Source organism: Janthinobacterium sp. EB271-G4-7A (assembly GCF_020858075.1).
In the GTDB taxonomy this organism is placed as follows: Bacteria; Pseudomonadota; Gammaproteobacteria; order Burkholderiales; family Burkholderiaceae_D; genus Janthinobacterium; species Janthinobacterium lividum.
The window spans coordinates 1,211,922-1,225,841 of sequence record NZ_JACYMI010000001.1 but is presented as its reverse complement, the minus strand read 5'-3'; the positions used below and the strand labels follow the sequence as shown (position 1 = coordinate 1,225,841).

The window sequence follows — 13,920 nt, the reverse complement described above, 5'->3', positions numbered from 1 at the left end:
ATATATTACACGCACTGTCATGCCGCCATTCACTTGTCCTCCCCGTTGTCCAGCAGAGCCAGGCTGGCGGCCATCTGCGGCAAATCGAGCACGCGGTCGGCGCCAGCCCGCTTGAGCGCGGCGGCCGGCATGATGCCATAGCTGGCCCGCTGCGGGTCTTGCACCCAGGCACTGCCGCCCAGCTGCCGCACGCGCGCCAGGCCCGCCGCGCCATCGGCCGAGGCACCCGTCAGGATGATGGCCAGCATGGCGCGCCGGTAGGCGTACGCGGCTGTTTCAAGCAGAACATCGATGGACGGGCGCGAAAAATACACGGGCGCTTCCTGCGACAGGGAAAAACAGCCATCGGGTTCGACTTGCAGGTGGTAATCGGGTGGGGCGAAATACACGACCCCCGTCTCCAGAGGTTCCTTGTCCTGCGCCTCGCGCAAGGGCAAGTGGCAACGTTCCGCATACAGATGCGGCAACTGGCTCGAGCGGCCCGGCGCCAGGTGCAGCACCACCACCACGCTTGCGCGGCAGGTGGCGGGCAAGGCGCGCAGCACGATGCCCAGCGCTTCCACGCCGCCGGCCGAGGCGCCGATGGCGATCAGGCGCAGGCCGGCGGGCGGTGGCGCGATGTCGCTGGTCGGCAACATGTCAGGCACGCTGGAAGATGCGTTCAGCCGGGCTCAGCTCGTTGAAGCTGGCCGCATGGCGGCTGAAGTGCAGGCTTTCCTTCATGCCCAGGCCCAGGAAGCCCCGGTTCACCAGCGCTTCATGGAACAGGCCCAGGCTGCGGTCTTGCAAGTCTTTATTGAAGTAAATCATGACGTTACGGCAGGAAACCATGTGCACCTCCGAAAACACGCTGTCCGTCGCCAGGCTGTGGTCGGCGAAAACGAACTGGCGCCGCAAGCGCCGCTCAAAAATGGCGCCCTTGTAGGCGGCCGTGTAATAGTCGGACAGCGAGCGCTTGCCGCCCGCCAGCTGGTAATTCTCGCTGAACTGGGCGATGCGCTCGATCGGATAGATGCCCGCTTCGGCCGCAGCCAGCGCTTCCACATTGATATCGGTCGCGTAAATCATGCTGCGCTCAAGCAAGCCCTCTTCTTCCAGCAAGATGGCCAGCGACCACACTTCTTCCCCGCTGCTGCAGCCGGCCACCCAGATCTTGATGGAGGGATAGGTATGCAGGATGGGCACGACTTTTTCGCGCAAGGCGCGGAAATACGCGGGATCGCGGAACATCTCGCTCACTTGCACGGTGAAAAACTGCAGCATCTGCGCGAACATGGCCGGCTCGTGCAAGATGCGGTCCTGCAATTGCGACAGGCTGGCGCAGCCGAAGCGCTCCATGGCCTGGCGCATGCGCCGGCGCAGCGACGCGACGGAATAGTCGCGGAAATCGTGCTGATACCGCAGCAGTATTCCCTCAAGCAATAACTTCAGTTCTATATCGAAAATATCGTCATCTAACAACATCCACCTCATCGGATACCAGACCGTTGAACACAGTGCAACGCACACCATGCAGCACTGCCAAATGCTAGCAGATCACTGGCGATTATCCCGCAGGGAAAGTATCAGTTAGGTACGCTGGCGTACACTGCGCCATCTTTTTCAGGCATCCACGCCTTTCATCCCTTCCTCCGTGTAGCGCGCGCCCGCTGCCATGCCCAAGGGAAAGGCGGCGTTCATCGCCGCCAGTTCGGCCCCGTCCAGATGCACGGTCAGCGCGCCGAGGTTGTCGTGCAGGTAGGCGATGCGCTTGGTGCCGGGAATGGGAATGATGTCGTCGCCTTGCGCCAGCAGCCAGGCCAGCGCCAGCTGGGCCGGCGTGCAGCCTTTTGCGCGCGCGATGCCCTTGACTTGCGCGACGATGGCCTGGTTGCGCGCCAGGTTCCCAGCCGCGAAACGGGGATTGAACTGGCGAAAGTCGCCCGCGTCGAGACTGGCCCCATCGGCAATGGCCCCCGTCAGGAAACCGCGCCCCAGCGGGCTGTAGGCAAAGAAACTGGCGCCCACTTCGCGGCAGGCGGCCAGCACGCCCTGCTCCGGTTCGCGCGTCCACAGCGAATATTCGCTCTGCACTGCGGCCACGGGGCAAAGCGCCGCCGCGCGCAACAGGGTGGCGGCACTTACTTCGCACAGGCCCACGGCGCGGATCTTGCCCTCTTGCAGCAGCTGCGCCAGCGCCCCCATCGATTCCTCCAGTGGCGTCTCCAGGTTCAGGCGGTGCAGGTAGAACAGGTCGATGCTCTCCACGCCCAGGCGCGCCAGCGACGCTACACATGCCTGGCGGATGTAGGCGGGGGAATTGTCGACGCGGCGCGCGTAACTGCCCGCCTCGCGCGCCAGGCCGCACTTGGTGGCGACCAGGGCCTGTCCGCGATGGGCTGCCAGGAAGCGCTCCAGCAATTGCTCGTTGTGGCCGAAACCGTAGGCGTCGGCCGTGTCGAACAGGGTCACGCCCGCCGCCAGGGCCGCTTCCAGGGTGGCCAGCGATTGCGCCTCGTCCGTCGCGCCATAGAATTCCGACATGCCCATGCAGCCCAGGCCCATTGCCGAGCTGGTCAAGCCGCTATGGCCGATCCGTCGTTGTTGCAGTTGCATGTAGATCTCCCTCACGTTGACTCAATGCAGCCAGTCTAGGCCGCACCGGCTGGCGGGGGAATGCGCGATTTCGTGATACCTTTCTGGTATGAGAGCCCTCGATACCCATGCCTTGACCCTGTTTTGCGCCGTCGCCCGCTGCCTGAACTTCCGCCAGGCGGCAGAACAGTTGCACATGACCCAGCCGCCCTTGTCGCGCGCCATCAAGGGGCTGGAAGAGCGGCTGGGCACGCGCCTGTTCGAGCGCGACACGCAGGGCGTGGCCTTGACGCAGGCGGGCCGCACCCTGCTGCCGCAGGCGCTGCACATCCTCGATTTGCTGGAGACGGCGCAAGAATCGCTGCAGCGTGACAGCGCGCCCGCGCGCCTGCGCCTGGGCCTGACGAGTGCCGTGGCGGCCGGCCTGTTCCGCCCGCTGCTGGCGGCGCTGGAGGGGCAACTGGGCAATATTCGCCTGGAACTGACGGCCGCACCATCGCCGCGCCTGGTCGCGGCCGTGCGCAAGGGCCAGCTGGACGCGGCCCTGCTTGCCTTGCCCAGCGCCACCTTCGAGCTGGCCGTGCAGCCGCTGGCGCGCCAGCCCATGATGCTGGCCCTGCCCGCCGGGCACCGGCTGGCGAAAAAGCGCAAGCTCAGCCTGGCCGACATCGCGGCAGAATCGATTTACTGGTTCGAACGGGCGCGCCAGCCCGCCTTCTTCGACCATTGCCAGGTAGTTTTCCGCCGGCATGGTTTCGCGCCGCTTTTCCTGCGCGAAGCGCCCGACCACCATGTGCTGCTCGGCGATGTGGCGGCCGGCAAGGGCATGGCCCTGCTGGCCGATTCCTTCCGCGCGCTGCGCCTGGCCGGCGTGGTCTACCGGCCATTGGTGGAAGGCGAGGAATTGGCGGCCGGCATCGGCCTGGCCTGGCGGGAAGAGCATGGCCATGCGGCCCTGCCCCTGCTGCGCCAACTGGCGCAAGAACATCTGAAAAAATGAAGGCCGGGCGCGGATGCGCCAGACGCGCTACCATGGTGCCTTCCCCATTTTCGAGCGCCACCACGACCATGACGTTTACCCTCAGCGACGCCGCCTACGGCACCGATACTCCCGCAGCCAAGCAAGCCATGTATGCGGACCTGCGCTCCCAGCTGCAAGGCTTGCTGTCGGGCGAGAGCGACTTCATCGCCAATACGGCCAACTTCAGTTCGCTGGTCTTCAATACGATGCCGGGTCTCAACTGGGCCGGCTTTTACTTCCTGAAAGGCGAGGAACTGGTGCTGGGTCCGTTCCAGGGCAAGCCGGCCTGCATCCGCATCAAGAAGGGGCGCGGCGTGTGCGGCACCACCGTGGTCGAAGGCAAGTCCATCGTCGTGCAGGATGTGCACGCGTTTCCCGGCCACATCGCCTGCGACGTCAATTCCCGTTCGGAACTGGTGGTACCCGTGTTTGCGCAGGGTCAAATCATCGGCGTGTTCGACCTCGACAGCCCCTTGCCCGGCCGCTTCGACGATGTCGACGCGCAAGGCGTCGAATCGCTGGTGCGCGTGCTGGAAGCGGCTATCGTCGCCGAGTAATTAACTAGTTGCCCGCCTTGACGGCGATGAATTCGCCCTTGCCGACCGTCGCCAGGCACGTCGTGTAGCGGCTGTCGGCGCGGATGGCCTCGACAAAACCGGCCATGTCCGCGTAGTGCGAACTGGCGTTGTCGACCACCAGCACGCCGCCGGCCGCCAGCACCCGGTCCAGTTGTGGCCACCAGGACTCATATTGCTGACGCGCGGAATCGAGGAAGATGAAATCGTAGGCGCCGTCGGCCGCATCGCGCAGCACGTCGCCCGCGTCCGCCAGCAGCTGGCCGATCACGCCCTGCAATTGCGCGCGCACAAAGTTGGCATGCGCCATGTCGAACTTGTCCTGCGCCTTTTCCACCGTCACCACGCTGCCGCCCAGCGCCTGTACCGCGCGCGCCAGCCACAGGGTGGAATAACCGTTCGAGGTGCCGATTTCCAGCACCCGTCGCGCACCGCGCGCGTGCACCATCACGGCCAGCAATTCGCCCGTGTCGCGCGTGATGTTGAGCATGCGGCTTGCCCGCTCCACATGCGCCGCATCATTGGCGTTGCCGAATGCTTCCAGTTCGCTTAATAAGGTATCGAGGGTATCGATGCTGTGCATGCCGCCTCCTTGTGCAAAGCATCAGCATAGCAAGAAAACTAGGCTTTGGCACGGCGCAGGGGGCGCTTCAGGTATTGCACCATCACCACGCCCAGCAGGGTCACGCCGCCGCCGATCACATCGTAGCTGTGCAAGGTTTCACCGAGGAACAGCATGGCGATGATCACCGTGAACACGGGCAGCAGGTTCATCAAAGTAGTGGCGCGGCTCGGTCCCAGCTTGGCCAGGCCATGCATCCACAAGAACGGCGCGATGATGGACGCGGGGATGCCGGCAAACAGCACCAGCGGCAAGCCGGCGCCGGTCACGGGCGGCGCGGACTGGCTCAGGTAATACACGAACAGCACGGGCACGGCGCACCACACCTGGATCAGCAGCGAGTGCCAGTTATTCAGGGGAATCTTCCAGCGCTTGAGCAGCACGCCATAGCCCGCATACGACAGGCAGGCAAGCAGCATCAGGGCGTCGCCCACGGCCGCGCCATGGGAAATCAGGGCGGCCGGATCGCCATGGCTGAGCAGATAGCCGAGTCCCAGCAGCGACACGAGGCCGCCAAACACGCCGCCCACGGTGGGCGCTTCTCCCAGCAGCAGCACGGACAGGCCCACGGCCAGCAGCGGCATCAGGGAAGCGAGGATGCCCATATTCGTCGCCGTCGTCGTTTGCGCGGCAATGTAGGCGAGGCACTGGTACATGACCATGCCCAGCATGCCCAGCACAAACAGTTTTCCCAGATACGGTTGCACCACGGCCCGCTGCTTCCACACGGCGCGGCTGAAGACCAGCGCCAGCAGCACGCCGGCCAGCAGCCAGCGGTAGAACGAGATGGCGGCCGGATCGATCACGCCCACGGCCATCTTGCTGACGATGGTATTGATGGCCCAGATCAGCACGGCGATCACGGGAAACAGGTAATGCTTGGCTTGCATGCGGCGTACTCCATTATTCAACGAGCGTCATTTTCGCATGGTCTGATTCCATGGATATAATGAATACCGGACAAATGATGCGAAGAACAGGACAAAGACACCATGGCCAGCAACCAGCATTTCCCCGCCGTTTCCGACGCCCTGCCCTATCCCGTGTATTTCCGCCTCGACGATTACCACGCGCACCAGCAATTCGATTACCAGAGCCATCCGTGGGGCCAACTCACGTATTGCTCCACGGGCGTGATGGAAATCATGGTGGCGGGCCAGCGCTATCTGTCGCCGCCCCAGTACGCCGTGTGGATACCGCCCGAGACCTTGCACGACGGCTATATCCGTCAGGATGTCGTATTTCACTCGGCCTATATCGATGCCAGCCTGTGCGCGCAGCTGCCGGCGCAGCCGTGCGCGCTGGTACTGAGTCCCTTGCTCAAAGCCATACTCGGCGACTTTGCCGAACGCGGCGTCACCACGCCCGCCACCCTGGCCGACCAGCGCCTGGCGCAAGTGCTGGTCGACCAGCTGCAGCTGGCGCCGTGCAGCCGCAACTACCTGCCGGGCAGCGACGAGCCCGTCATCGCGGCGCTGCTGGCGGCCCTGCAGGCGGAGCCGGGCAGTAACCGCTCACTGGCAGAGTGGGCCGCGCAACTGCATGTCACGGAGCGCACCCTGGCGCGCCGCTGCCAGCGCGAACTGGGCATGCCGTTCGGCGAATGGCGCCAGCGCCAGCGTTTCCTGGCCGCCCTGCCCCTGCTGGAACAGGGAGACACCGTGCAAGCGATCGCGCTGGAACTGGGCTACAGCACGGCCTCCGCTTTCATCGCCATGTTCCGGCGCCAGAGCGGCGGCACGCCCGACCAGTTCCGCCGCGGCCTGCGCTGAAAAAGCGGACCAGGGCTGTCGGCTTTGTCATATGGGGATGCTAAAATTCAAACATCTTTCCAGAGAGCAAAAGGACGCGCATGAACCCCAGCACCGACACGGCCACCGATACCCAAGGCAGCGAGGACATGCCCCAGGCATCAGCAACGGCCGTAACGGCGCCAGCGCCCATCAAGCTCGACAAGGAAGAGATACCCACCGTCCTGGGCAAGCTGCGCACCCTGGTGCAGGACAAGACGCGTTTCGAGCCGCACGACATCACGCCGCTGGGCGAAGAAGACGTGCTGCAGGATTTTTCCCTGCAAGCCAATTACGCACTGGAAGCGCGCTTCGAGCAGCGCGTCATCAATGGCTATTTCGCGCCAGCGGGCAATGACTGCCACTGTGGCTCCCACGAGGTGGGAGCACTCGCTCACGCGCAGGAAAAGGAACGGCTGCGCCGCGCGGCGGGCAAGCTCGACAATGCCTTGCGCCAGGCGGGCCAGGCCTACAACGGCGTCGAAGCGGGCGTCTACCTGCCCCATGCCGTCAAGTACTGGCACCTGGACACTTGCAGCAACTGCATCGGCAAAGGCCGCATCAGCTGCCACACCTGCCACGGCGCGACGACGGAAACCTGCTGGAGCTGCCACGGCGGGCGCACCGTCAGCTGCGACGCCTATGGCTGCTACGGCAGCGGCAAGGTATCGTGCTCGTATTGCAGCGGCAGCGGCACGGTGTCCGAGCAAGTCACCGACTACATCACGGTGCAAGTGCCCACTACCACCTACAGCAACGGCAGCTCGCACACCAGCTACCACAGCGAAACGCGGCCCCAGTACCGCACCGAATACCGCTCTTGCTACCATTGCAACTACGGCAAGGTCAGTTGCAGCACTTGCCACGGGTCCGGCAACATCAATTGCGGCACCTGCCGCGCCAGCGGCAGCGTCACCTGCCGCACCTGCAGCGGCGTGGGCGACTTGCGCTGCAACCCCTGCGACGGCTCCGGCAAGGTGGGCAAGGCGGCCTGGGTCGACGTGCACGTGGCGCCCGGCTACAGCGTCAGCCTGCCCAAGCAGGCGCCCGACGACGCGCGCCGCATCCGCGACAAGGAAAGCGTGCACTCACTGGCCGCCATCGCCAGCAGCCTGACCCTGGCGAAAGTGAGCATTTACAATGAAGACCAGCCGCAGGAAGTCGACGCCCTGTATGCGGCCAAGCTGCGCATCGTGCGCCTGGACGCATCGTGCAACGCAGAAAAGCACCACCTGGTGGCGTACGGCACGGACTTGCGCTGGCTGACCCTGGACGACATCGTGGAAAAGCTGCTGCGCGGCGACCTCAAGGCGCTCAGCGATGCGCTGGCCGGCAGCGCCGACGACGGCCTGTTCTCGGCCCACGTGCAGGGTTTATTGACGCCGCTGCGCGACGTGGCCGCCTCTGAACTGAATGCGGACGTGATCGAGTCTGTCCTCAGCGGCGACGCGGACCACGCGCACGTCGATGTCGTCTCCGCCGACTATGCGCAGAATGTGCGCACCTGCGTGCTCGGCGCCCTGCGCCAGGTCTACACGCGGCTGGCCAAGCAATTCTGGTGGAAAAGCACGCTGGCCGCCCTGGCCGCCGCCATCGCCACCTGGTTCTTCGCCGGTCGCGGTGCGGCCGCCGTCGCCGGCTTGCTCGTCACGGGCGCCGGCTACTGGCTGTTCAACCGCAAGGTGAAGGCCGTGCTCAGTGAAGCGCTGGGCGGCGAGCAGCAAGCCGAACGGGCCATGGGCATCGCCGGCAAGGGCCGCCGCAACCAGCTGGCGCAAGTGCTGATCCTCGTTCCCGCCAGCCTGGCCGTGCTGGCCGCCAGCTATGGCTTGCCTGTGCGCGTGCGCCCGGTTTCTGCGCCGCCGCAGGCGGCCATGGCGTCCGTGCCTGTCGCGCCCCATGCGCCGGCCGCCGTGCCGCCGGACGCCAGTAGCGCCAAAGCCGTCAAGCTGTACGAAAATGGCGACAAGGCGCAGGCGCTGGCCATGCTGGAAAGCCTGGTCGGCAAGGGCGACGCCGGCGCGTATGGCCTGTATGGCTGGATGCTGCTGATGGGCGAAGGCAAGCCCGGCCCCGTCACGGCACCGACGGCGCAGCAGCGCGAAGCGCGCCAGCTGGCCGCCAAGCCCCTGATCGGCAAGGGCCTCGTGAAGAACGACAGCTATGCGCTGACGGCGAAAGGCGTGATGCTCGCGGAAGGCTGGCAGGAACCGCGCAACATGGCGCGCGGACTCGACCTGCTGAAACAGGCCGCGAACAAGGGCAATGCGCAAGCCATGCACTTATTGGGGCTGTACCATGTGCGCGGCTACCAGATCCCCGTCAACCACAAGGAAGCGCGCAAATGGTTCACCCTGGCCGCCGACAAGGGCAGCGCGGGCGACATCTACAACCTGGGACTGATGGACTGGGAAGGCGCGGGCTTGAAACGCCCCGACCGCGCCAGCGCCATGCAGCGCTGGAAGATCGCCGCCGCCATGGGAGAAGAGCGCGCGATCAAGGCCGTGGCCCAGGGACAGCCTTAAGGAGCACCTGAGAAAAAGCCCATGGCGTTGTTGCGTTGCCTGGCCGTACGTTCGTACTGCCTGCGGCAACGCGCCTAGCCCTGAGCATTTTTCAGGCGCTCCAGCAGAGCGGCGGAAAAAGTCGCCGCTTTTTGATTTTTACACCGCCGCCAGCGCCTGCAAGGCCATCGGGTTCGGCGTCGGCTCGCCGACTTTGGTCAGCAGGTTGCGGTCCGTATGGTGGAACGGTTCATCCTTGCCACGGATCAGCATGACCGTGTCTTCGTCGTAGCCCCAGGTGCCATCGGCGTGGATATCGACCTTGATGCGGTATTCGACGGTGGTGAACGCATGTTCGAGGAAAGGGTTCGAGCAGATGCCGTAGGCCGTCGAATCGCGCTTGGCCACCAGTTCGAAACTGGTGGCGTCCGCCGTCGTCGTGCCGGACGCCATGGCGATCTGGCCGCGCGGGATGGCCAGGGTCTGGATCACGGCGCCCGTGGCCGGCTCCCACAGCCAGTAGCCGACCTGTTCATGATACGTTTTGACCTGATCCGGCTTGGTGATGTGGATGTAGTAGCGCAAGCCGTAGAACAGTTGCGGGCCGTTGGTGACGGGGTCGATCGGTTGCAGTTCGATGCGCTCGACGAAAGCCTGCTTGCGCGGGCCGTCGGCCTTCGGCTTGACGTCCAGGCCGCGCGTGCCTGTCCAGATGCCGGCCATGCCGGTCAATGGGCCCAGGTTGTTCAGGGTGTGCACGTCGGCGGACGGCTCGGTATAGATATCTTCGGGAAAATCGCTCATGCGGAAATCTTCAAAATGGGGCAACAGTGCTTGCCGCCATTGTAAGATGCGCGCCGCCCGGCGGCAAAGCGCCAGCCGTCAGGGAAACTGCGTAGTGTGGCGCTCGATAAACAGCAGGGCCGCGGCAGCCAGCGCGGGGCGCTGCGTTTCAAACACGGCTTCATCGCGCGTTTGCAGCAGGTTGGCAGCCACCTTGGGCAGGCCCAATGCACCGGCGATGATCGCCGCCACCGCGTCGATATTCGCGTACAGGGCGCTATCGAAGCCTTCCCAGTCCACATAGGCCAGCCACTCGGCCAGCGTGAGCACGCATGCCACTTCCGGCGCCAGGGCCGCGATACGTTCGGCACGCAGCACGCTGTCGCTGCGGATGCCTTCCTGCTGCAGCACGGCCAGCGCCACGTGCTGCAGCGCGTCTTCCGGATCGCGCCGGTACTTGTTCAGCAGACGCTGCGTGAGCGTGTAGCGTTCCACGTCGATGCCGCGCAGGGCGGCCGCCACGTCATCATCATGCAGCGCCAGGTGGCGCGCCGCGCAAGCGACATCCACGCCGGCTTTCGCGGCGACGATATCGGTGAGCTGCTGCCGGCGCGCGTCATCCATGCTTACACCAGCGGCGCGGTCGAACCGGTCAGGGTGAAGATTTCAAAGCCCGTTTCCGTCACGGCCAGCGAGTGTTCGAACTGCGCCGACAGCGAACGGTCTTTCGTCACCGTCGTCCATTTGTCCGGCAAGACCTTGACCTGGTAGCTGCCCACGTTGAGCATCGGTTCAATGGTAAAGATCATGCCCGGTTCCAGCACGATGCCCGTGCCGGCGCGGCCATAGTGCAGCACTTGCGGCGTGTCGTGGAAGACCTGGCCCACGCCATGGCCGCAGAAGTCGCGCACGGAGGAAAAACCCTGTGCCTTGGCCACCGCTTCAATGGCGGCGCCCACGTCGCCCAAGGTAGCCCCGGGACGCACGGTGTGGATGCCGGCCATCATGGCGTCATACGCCGTGTTGACGAGGCGGTTGGCCAGGATGGAGACGGCGCCCACCTTGAAGGTGCGGCTGGTGTCGCCAAACCAGCCGTTGAACTTCGGCGTCACGTCGATGTTGAGGATGTCGCCCACTTTCAGGATCTTCGTTTCGGACGGGATGCCGTGCGTGACCACGTGATTGACGGAGATGCAGCTGGCGTGCTTGTAGCCGTGGTAGTCGATGGTGCCGGGGATGGCGCCGGCGGCGCGCATGAACTCTTCGCACAGGGCGTCGAGTTTGGCCGTCGACACGCCCGGTTTCACGAAGGGTGCGATGTAGTCGAGCGTGTCGGCGGCGATGCGGCCGGCCGCGCGCATGCCGATGAAACCTTCTTCGTCATGCAGGGGAATTTTCTTGCCGTGTTCAAGCTGGGTGGAATAGCGCATGGTTTTCTTCTTGGTTAGTGTGTGGTGTGGGCGGCCCAGCCGCGCACGGCATCGTGCGAGGCGCGCAGCATGGCGTCGACGCTGGCCGGTATCGGCCGCTCCTGGGTCAGGTAAGGCTTGACGACGGCCACGGGGGCGTCGATCAGGACGAATTTGAGCAGCATGTGATCGAGGTCCAGTTCCGTGGTGGCGGGCATGGCTTCGGCGCAGCGGACAAAGCAGGCGTCGAGCGCGGCCTGCTCTTCTTCGACGGCGGCCAGCAACTCCTCGCTGAGGCCACTGCTGAAATCGGGGCTGTCCGCGCATTGCAGCAGGAAGCGCGCATACACGGGCTTGCGCCGGCACCAGTCCAGCAAGCCGTGCACGCCGGCCCAGGTGTCGCCGCCGAGCCAGCGGCTGGCTACTTCCTCGCGGAAGTCGCTCTTCACGCGCAGCCAGGCGCGCGCCAGGATGGCGTTGCGCGAATCGAAGCGGTGATACACGGAGCCGATGGGCGCACCGGCCTTGACGGCGATGGCGGCCATCGAGACGGCACCCACGCCGCACTGGGCGGCGACGGCAATCGCGCTGTCGATGAAGTTGTTTTCGTTGAATTTGGCTAGTCTGACCATTCAAATAGAATACAGATTCTATTTGAATCCGTCAAGCGCTCCCGTTCGGCGAAGACGGGACAAACAAGAGTTGCCTCGCTGCCTTACAATGGTATGCACGAACCGCCACAAGGAGAATCCGCTTGCTTACGCCCCCCTTCATCGCCTCCTCCCGCTTCGACGATCCACGCCTGGCGCTGGAACAGGTGCAAGCCATCTACCGCAGCAGCATCGAACACTTGCGCGATGCGCTGCAGCGTTTTGTCGCCGGCGAAGACATGCACGAAAGAGTGCGCGCCTGCTACCCCTTCGTGCGCATCCAGACGGACACCGTGGCGCGCGCCGACTCGCCGCTGGCCTACGGTTTTGTCGCCGGCCCCGGCGTATTTGAAACCACCCTGACGCGCCCCGACCTGTTCGGCGATTATTACCTCGACCAGTTCACCCTGCTGCTGAAAAACCATAACAGCGGCCAGAAGGTGCACCTGGAAGTGGGCGTGAGCGCCCAGCCCATTCCCGTGCACTTCTCGTTCGCCGAGCATGACCATATCGAAGGCAATATGGACGCGGGCCGCCGCCTGGCCATGCGCGACCTGTTCGACCTGCCCGACCTGTCGGCCATGGACGACGGCATCGCCAACGGCACGCACGAACCGGCGCATGGCGAAGCGCAGCCGCTGTCGCTGTTCACGGGGCCGCGCGTGGATTACTCGCTGCAGCGCCTGCGCCACTACAGCGGCACGTCGCCGCAGCATTTCCAGAACTTCGTCCTGTTTACCAATTACCAGTTCTACATCGATGAATTCATCCGCCTGGGCCACGCCATGATGGACCGCGCACCCGATGCGGCCGCGCCATCGGACGACGATGGCTATATCGCCTTCGTCGAACCGGGCAACGTCGTCACGCGCCGGGTCGGCCAGACGGTCGAAAGCGAGGATGCGCTGGGCGCCGCGCCGCCGCGCCTGCCGCAGATGCCCGCCTACCACCTGCTGCGCGCGGACGGCAGCGGCATCACCATGGTCAATATCGGCGTCGGTCCCGCCAATGCGAAGACCATCACCGACCATATCGCCGTGCTGCGTCCGCACGCCTGGCTGATGCTCGGCCATTGCGCGGGCTTGCGCACCACGCAAAGCCTGGGCGACTACGTGCTGGCGCATGCGTATGTGCGCGAAGACCATGTGCTCGACGAAGACTTGCCGCTGTGGGTGCCGATCCCGCCGCTGGCGGAAATCCAGCAGGCGCTGCAGACGGCCGTGGCGGAAATCACCCAGCTGACGGGGCACGATCTGAAACACATCATGCGCACGGGGACCGTGGCCAGCACGGACAACCGCAACTGGGAACTACTGCCGCAACGCACGCCGGAGCGCCGTTTCAGCCAGAGCCGCGCCATCGCGCTGGACATGGAAAGCGCGACGATCGCCGCCAACGGCTTCCGCTTCCGCGTCCCCTACGGCACCCTGCTGTGCGTGAGCGACAAGCCGCTGCACGGCGAAATCAAGCTGCCCGGCATGGCCAATCACTTCTACCGCGAGCGGGTCGACCAGCATCTGCGCATCGGCATCCGCGCTGTGGAACTGCTGCGCCGCCAGGGCGTGGACCGGTTGCACAGCCGGAAATTGCGCAGTTTTGCCGAGGTCGCGTTCCAGTAACACCCGCCATGCGCCACGTCAGCCGCCCTCGCCGGGCGGCTTTTTTTTGCCACGCACCCAGTCACGGCAATGCCGCACCCCGCCTTATACGACGAAAATATCGTCACAAAAAAACAACAGCTGTCTAGACAGGCAACAGACAAACACCGAACTTTCAACGATCATTTTTCCTAATGGCAAATTTAATTTATTTAACAATTGGAATTTAATACTTTCCTGCTCATCACAAATTCAATTCATGTCTCGTCATTCTGGCGCGTGCCATGCGCATGCACAAATGCCCGGCAGTTCTTGACAGTCAAGATCAAAAAATGGTCTGATGAATTGCAAATTTAAAATACTAAATTTGTAAACATGGTAACTTTGAAAATAA

At 64.3% G+C, this 13,920-nt stretch carries 14 protein-coding genes; 5 read left to right on the top strand and 9 right to left on the bottom strand.

Annotated elements, in window-relative coordinates; all coding sequences use genetic code 11:
- Window positions 1–29: 29 nt before the first annotated feature.
- The 3 genes from IGS58_RS05590 to IGS58_RS05580 form a co-directional block, all read right to left on the bottom strand.
- Window positions 30–638: a chemotaxis protein CheB gene (locus tag IGS58_RS05590; protein WP_230520841.1), complete on the bottom strand. Its 609-nt coding sequence runs from the start codon at window positions 636–638 to the stop codon at window positions 30–32.
- A 1-nt stretch (window position 639) separates the two neighbouring features.
- Entirely contained in the window at window positions 640–1,464 is an 825-nt protein-coding gene (locus IGS58_RS05585) for a CheR family methyltransferase (RefSeq protein WP_200880276.1), read from the bottom strand.
- Window positions 1,465–1,602: 138 nt separating this feature from the next.
- Complete coding sequence (locus IGS58_RS05580) at window positions 1,603–2,595, bottom strand: aldo/keto reductase (RefSeq protein ID WP_230520840.1); 993 nt, start codon at window positions 2,593–2,595, stop codon at window positions 1,603–1,605.
- Between the two features lie 88 nt (window positions 2,596–2,683).
- On the opposite strand from IGS58_RS05580, the gene IGS58_RS05575 reads away from it, so the two are divergent.
- Window positions 2,684–3,574 (top strand): LysR family transcriptional regulator, encoded by an 891-nt coding sequence (locus IGS58_RS05575; RefSeq protein ID WP_230520839.1) that lies wholly within the window; start codon window positions 2,684–2,686, stop codon window positions 3,572–3,574.
- 68 nt (window positions 3,575–3,642) lie between these two features.
- Window positions 3,643–4,152 carry a GAF domain-containing protein gene (locus IGS58_RS05570; protein ID WP_442908369.1) on the top strand — a complete coding sequence of 170 codons (510 nt, stop codon included), beginning with the start codon at window positions 3,643–3,645 and terminating at the stop codon, window positions 4,150–4,152.
- 4 nt (window positions 4,153–4,156) lie between these two features.
- Here the strand turns inward: IGS58_RS05570 and IGS58_RS05565 are convergent, their stop codons facing one another.
- Both IGS58_RS05565 and IGS58_RS05560 read right to left on the bottom strand, forming a co-directional pair.
- Window positions 4,157–4,753, bottom strand: coding sequence for an O-methyltransferase (locus tag IGS58_RS05565; protein ID WP_230520838.1), 597 nt, complete (start codon window positions 4,751–4,753; stop codon window positions 4,157–4,159).
- A gap of 38 nt (window positions 4,754–4,791) precedes the next feature.
- The gene (locus IGS58_RS05560) at window positions 4,792–5,682 is read right to left on the bottom strand and encodes a DMT family transporter (RefSeq protein ID WP_230520837.1); all 891 of its coding nucleotides are present in this window, start codon (window positions 5,680–5,682) and stop codon (window positions 4,792–4,794) included.
- Between the two features lie 102 nt (window positions 5,683–5,784).
- Between IGS58_RS05560 and IGS58_RS05555 the strand changes: the two genes are divergently transcribed.
- Both IGS58_RS05555 and IGS58_RS05550 read left to right on the top strand, forming a co-directional pair.
- Window positions 5,785–6,564 carry an AraC family transcriptional regulator gene (locus IGS58_RS05555; RefSeq protein WP_034783391.1) on the top strand — a complete coding sequence of 260 codons (780 nt, stop codon included), beginning with the start codon at window positions 5,785–5,787 and terminating at the stop codon, window positions 6,562–6,564.
- An 80-nt stretch (window positions 6,565–6,644) separates the two neighbouring features.
- On the top strand, window positions 6,645–9,107 hold the full coding sequence (locus tag IGS58_RS05550; protein ID WP_230520836.1) for a tetratricopeptide repeat protein: 2,463 nt from the start codon (window positions 6,645–6,647) through the stop codon (window positions 9,105–9,107).
- A gap of 138 nt (window positions 9,108–9,245) precedes the next feature.
- Here IGS58_RS05550 and IGS58_RS05545 read toward each other — a convergent pair whose 3' ends face one another.
- The 4 genes from IGS58_RS05545 to IGS58_RS05530 form a co-directional block, all read right to left on the bottom strand.
- On the bottom strand, window positions 9,246–9,890 hold the full coding sequence (locus IGS58_RS05545; protein ID WP_070260323.1) for an FABP family protein: 645 nt from the start codon (window positions 9,888–9,890) through the stop codon (window positions 9,246–9,248).
- A gap of 78 nt (window positions 9,891–9,968) precedes the next feature.
- The gene (locus IGS58_RS05540; RefSeq protein ID WP_230520835.1) at window positions 9,969–10,493 is read right to left on the bottom strand and encodes a hypothetical protein; all 525 of its coding nucleotides are present in this window, start codon (window positions 10,491–10,493) and stop codon (window positions 9,969–9,971) included.
- Between the two features lie 2 nt (window positions 10,494–10,495).
- Complete coding sequence (map, locus tag IGS58_RS05535; protein ID WP_176376279.1) at window positions 10,496–11,299, bottom strand: type I methionyl aminopeptidase; 804 nt, start codon at window positions 11,297–11,299, stop codon at window positions 10,496–10,498.
- A gap of 14 nt (window positions 11,300–11,313) precedes the next feature.
- A complete protein-coding gene (locus tag IGS58_RS05530; RefSeq protein ID WP_034783384.1) occupies window positions 11,314–11,910 on the bottom strand; it encodes a TetR/AcrR family transcriptional regulator in 597 nt (198 codons plus the stop codon).
- A gap of 122 nt (window positions 11,911–12,032) precedes the next feature.
- Here IGS58_RS05530 and IGS58_RS05525 point away from each other — a divergent pair, with 122 nt between their 5' ends.
- A complete protein-coding gene (locus tag IGS58_RS05525; protein WP_034750639.1) occupies window positions 12,033–13,547 on the top strand; it encodes an AMP nucleosidase in 1,515 nt (504 codons plus the stop codon).
- Window positions 13,548–13,920: the final 373 nt, after the last annotated feature.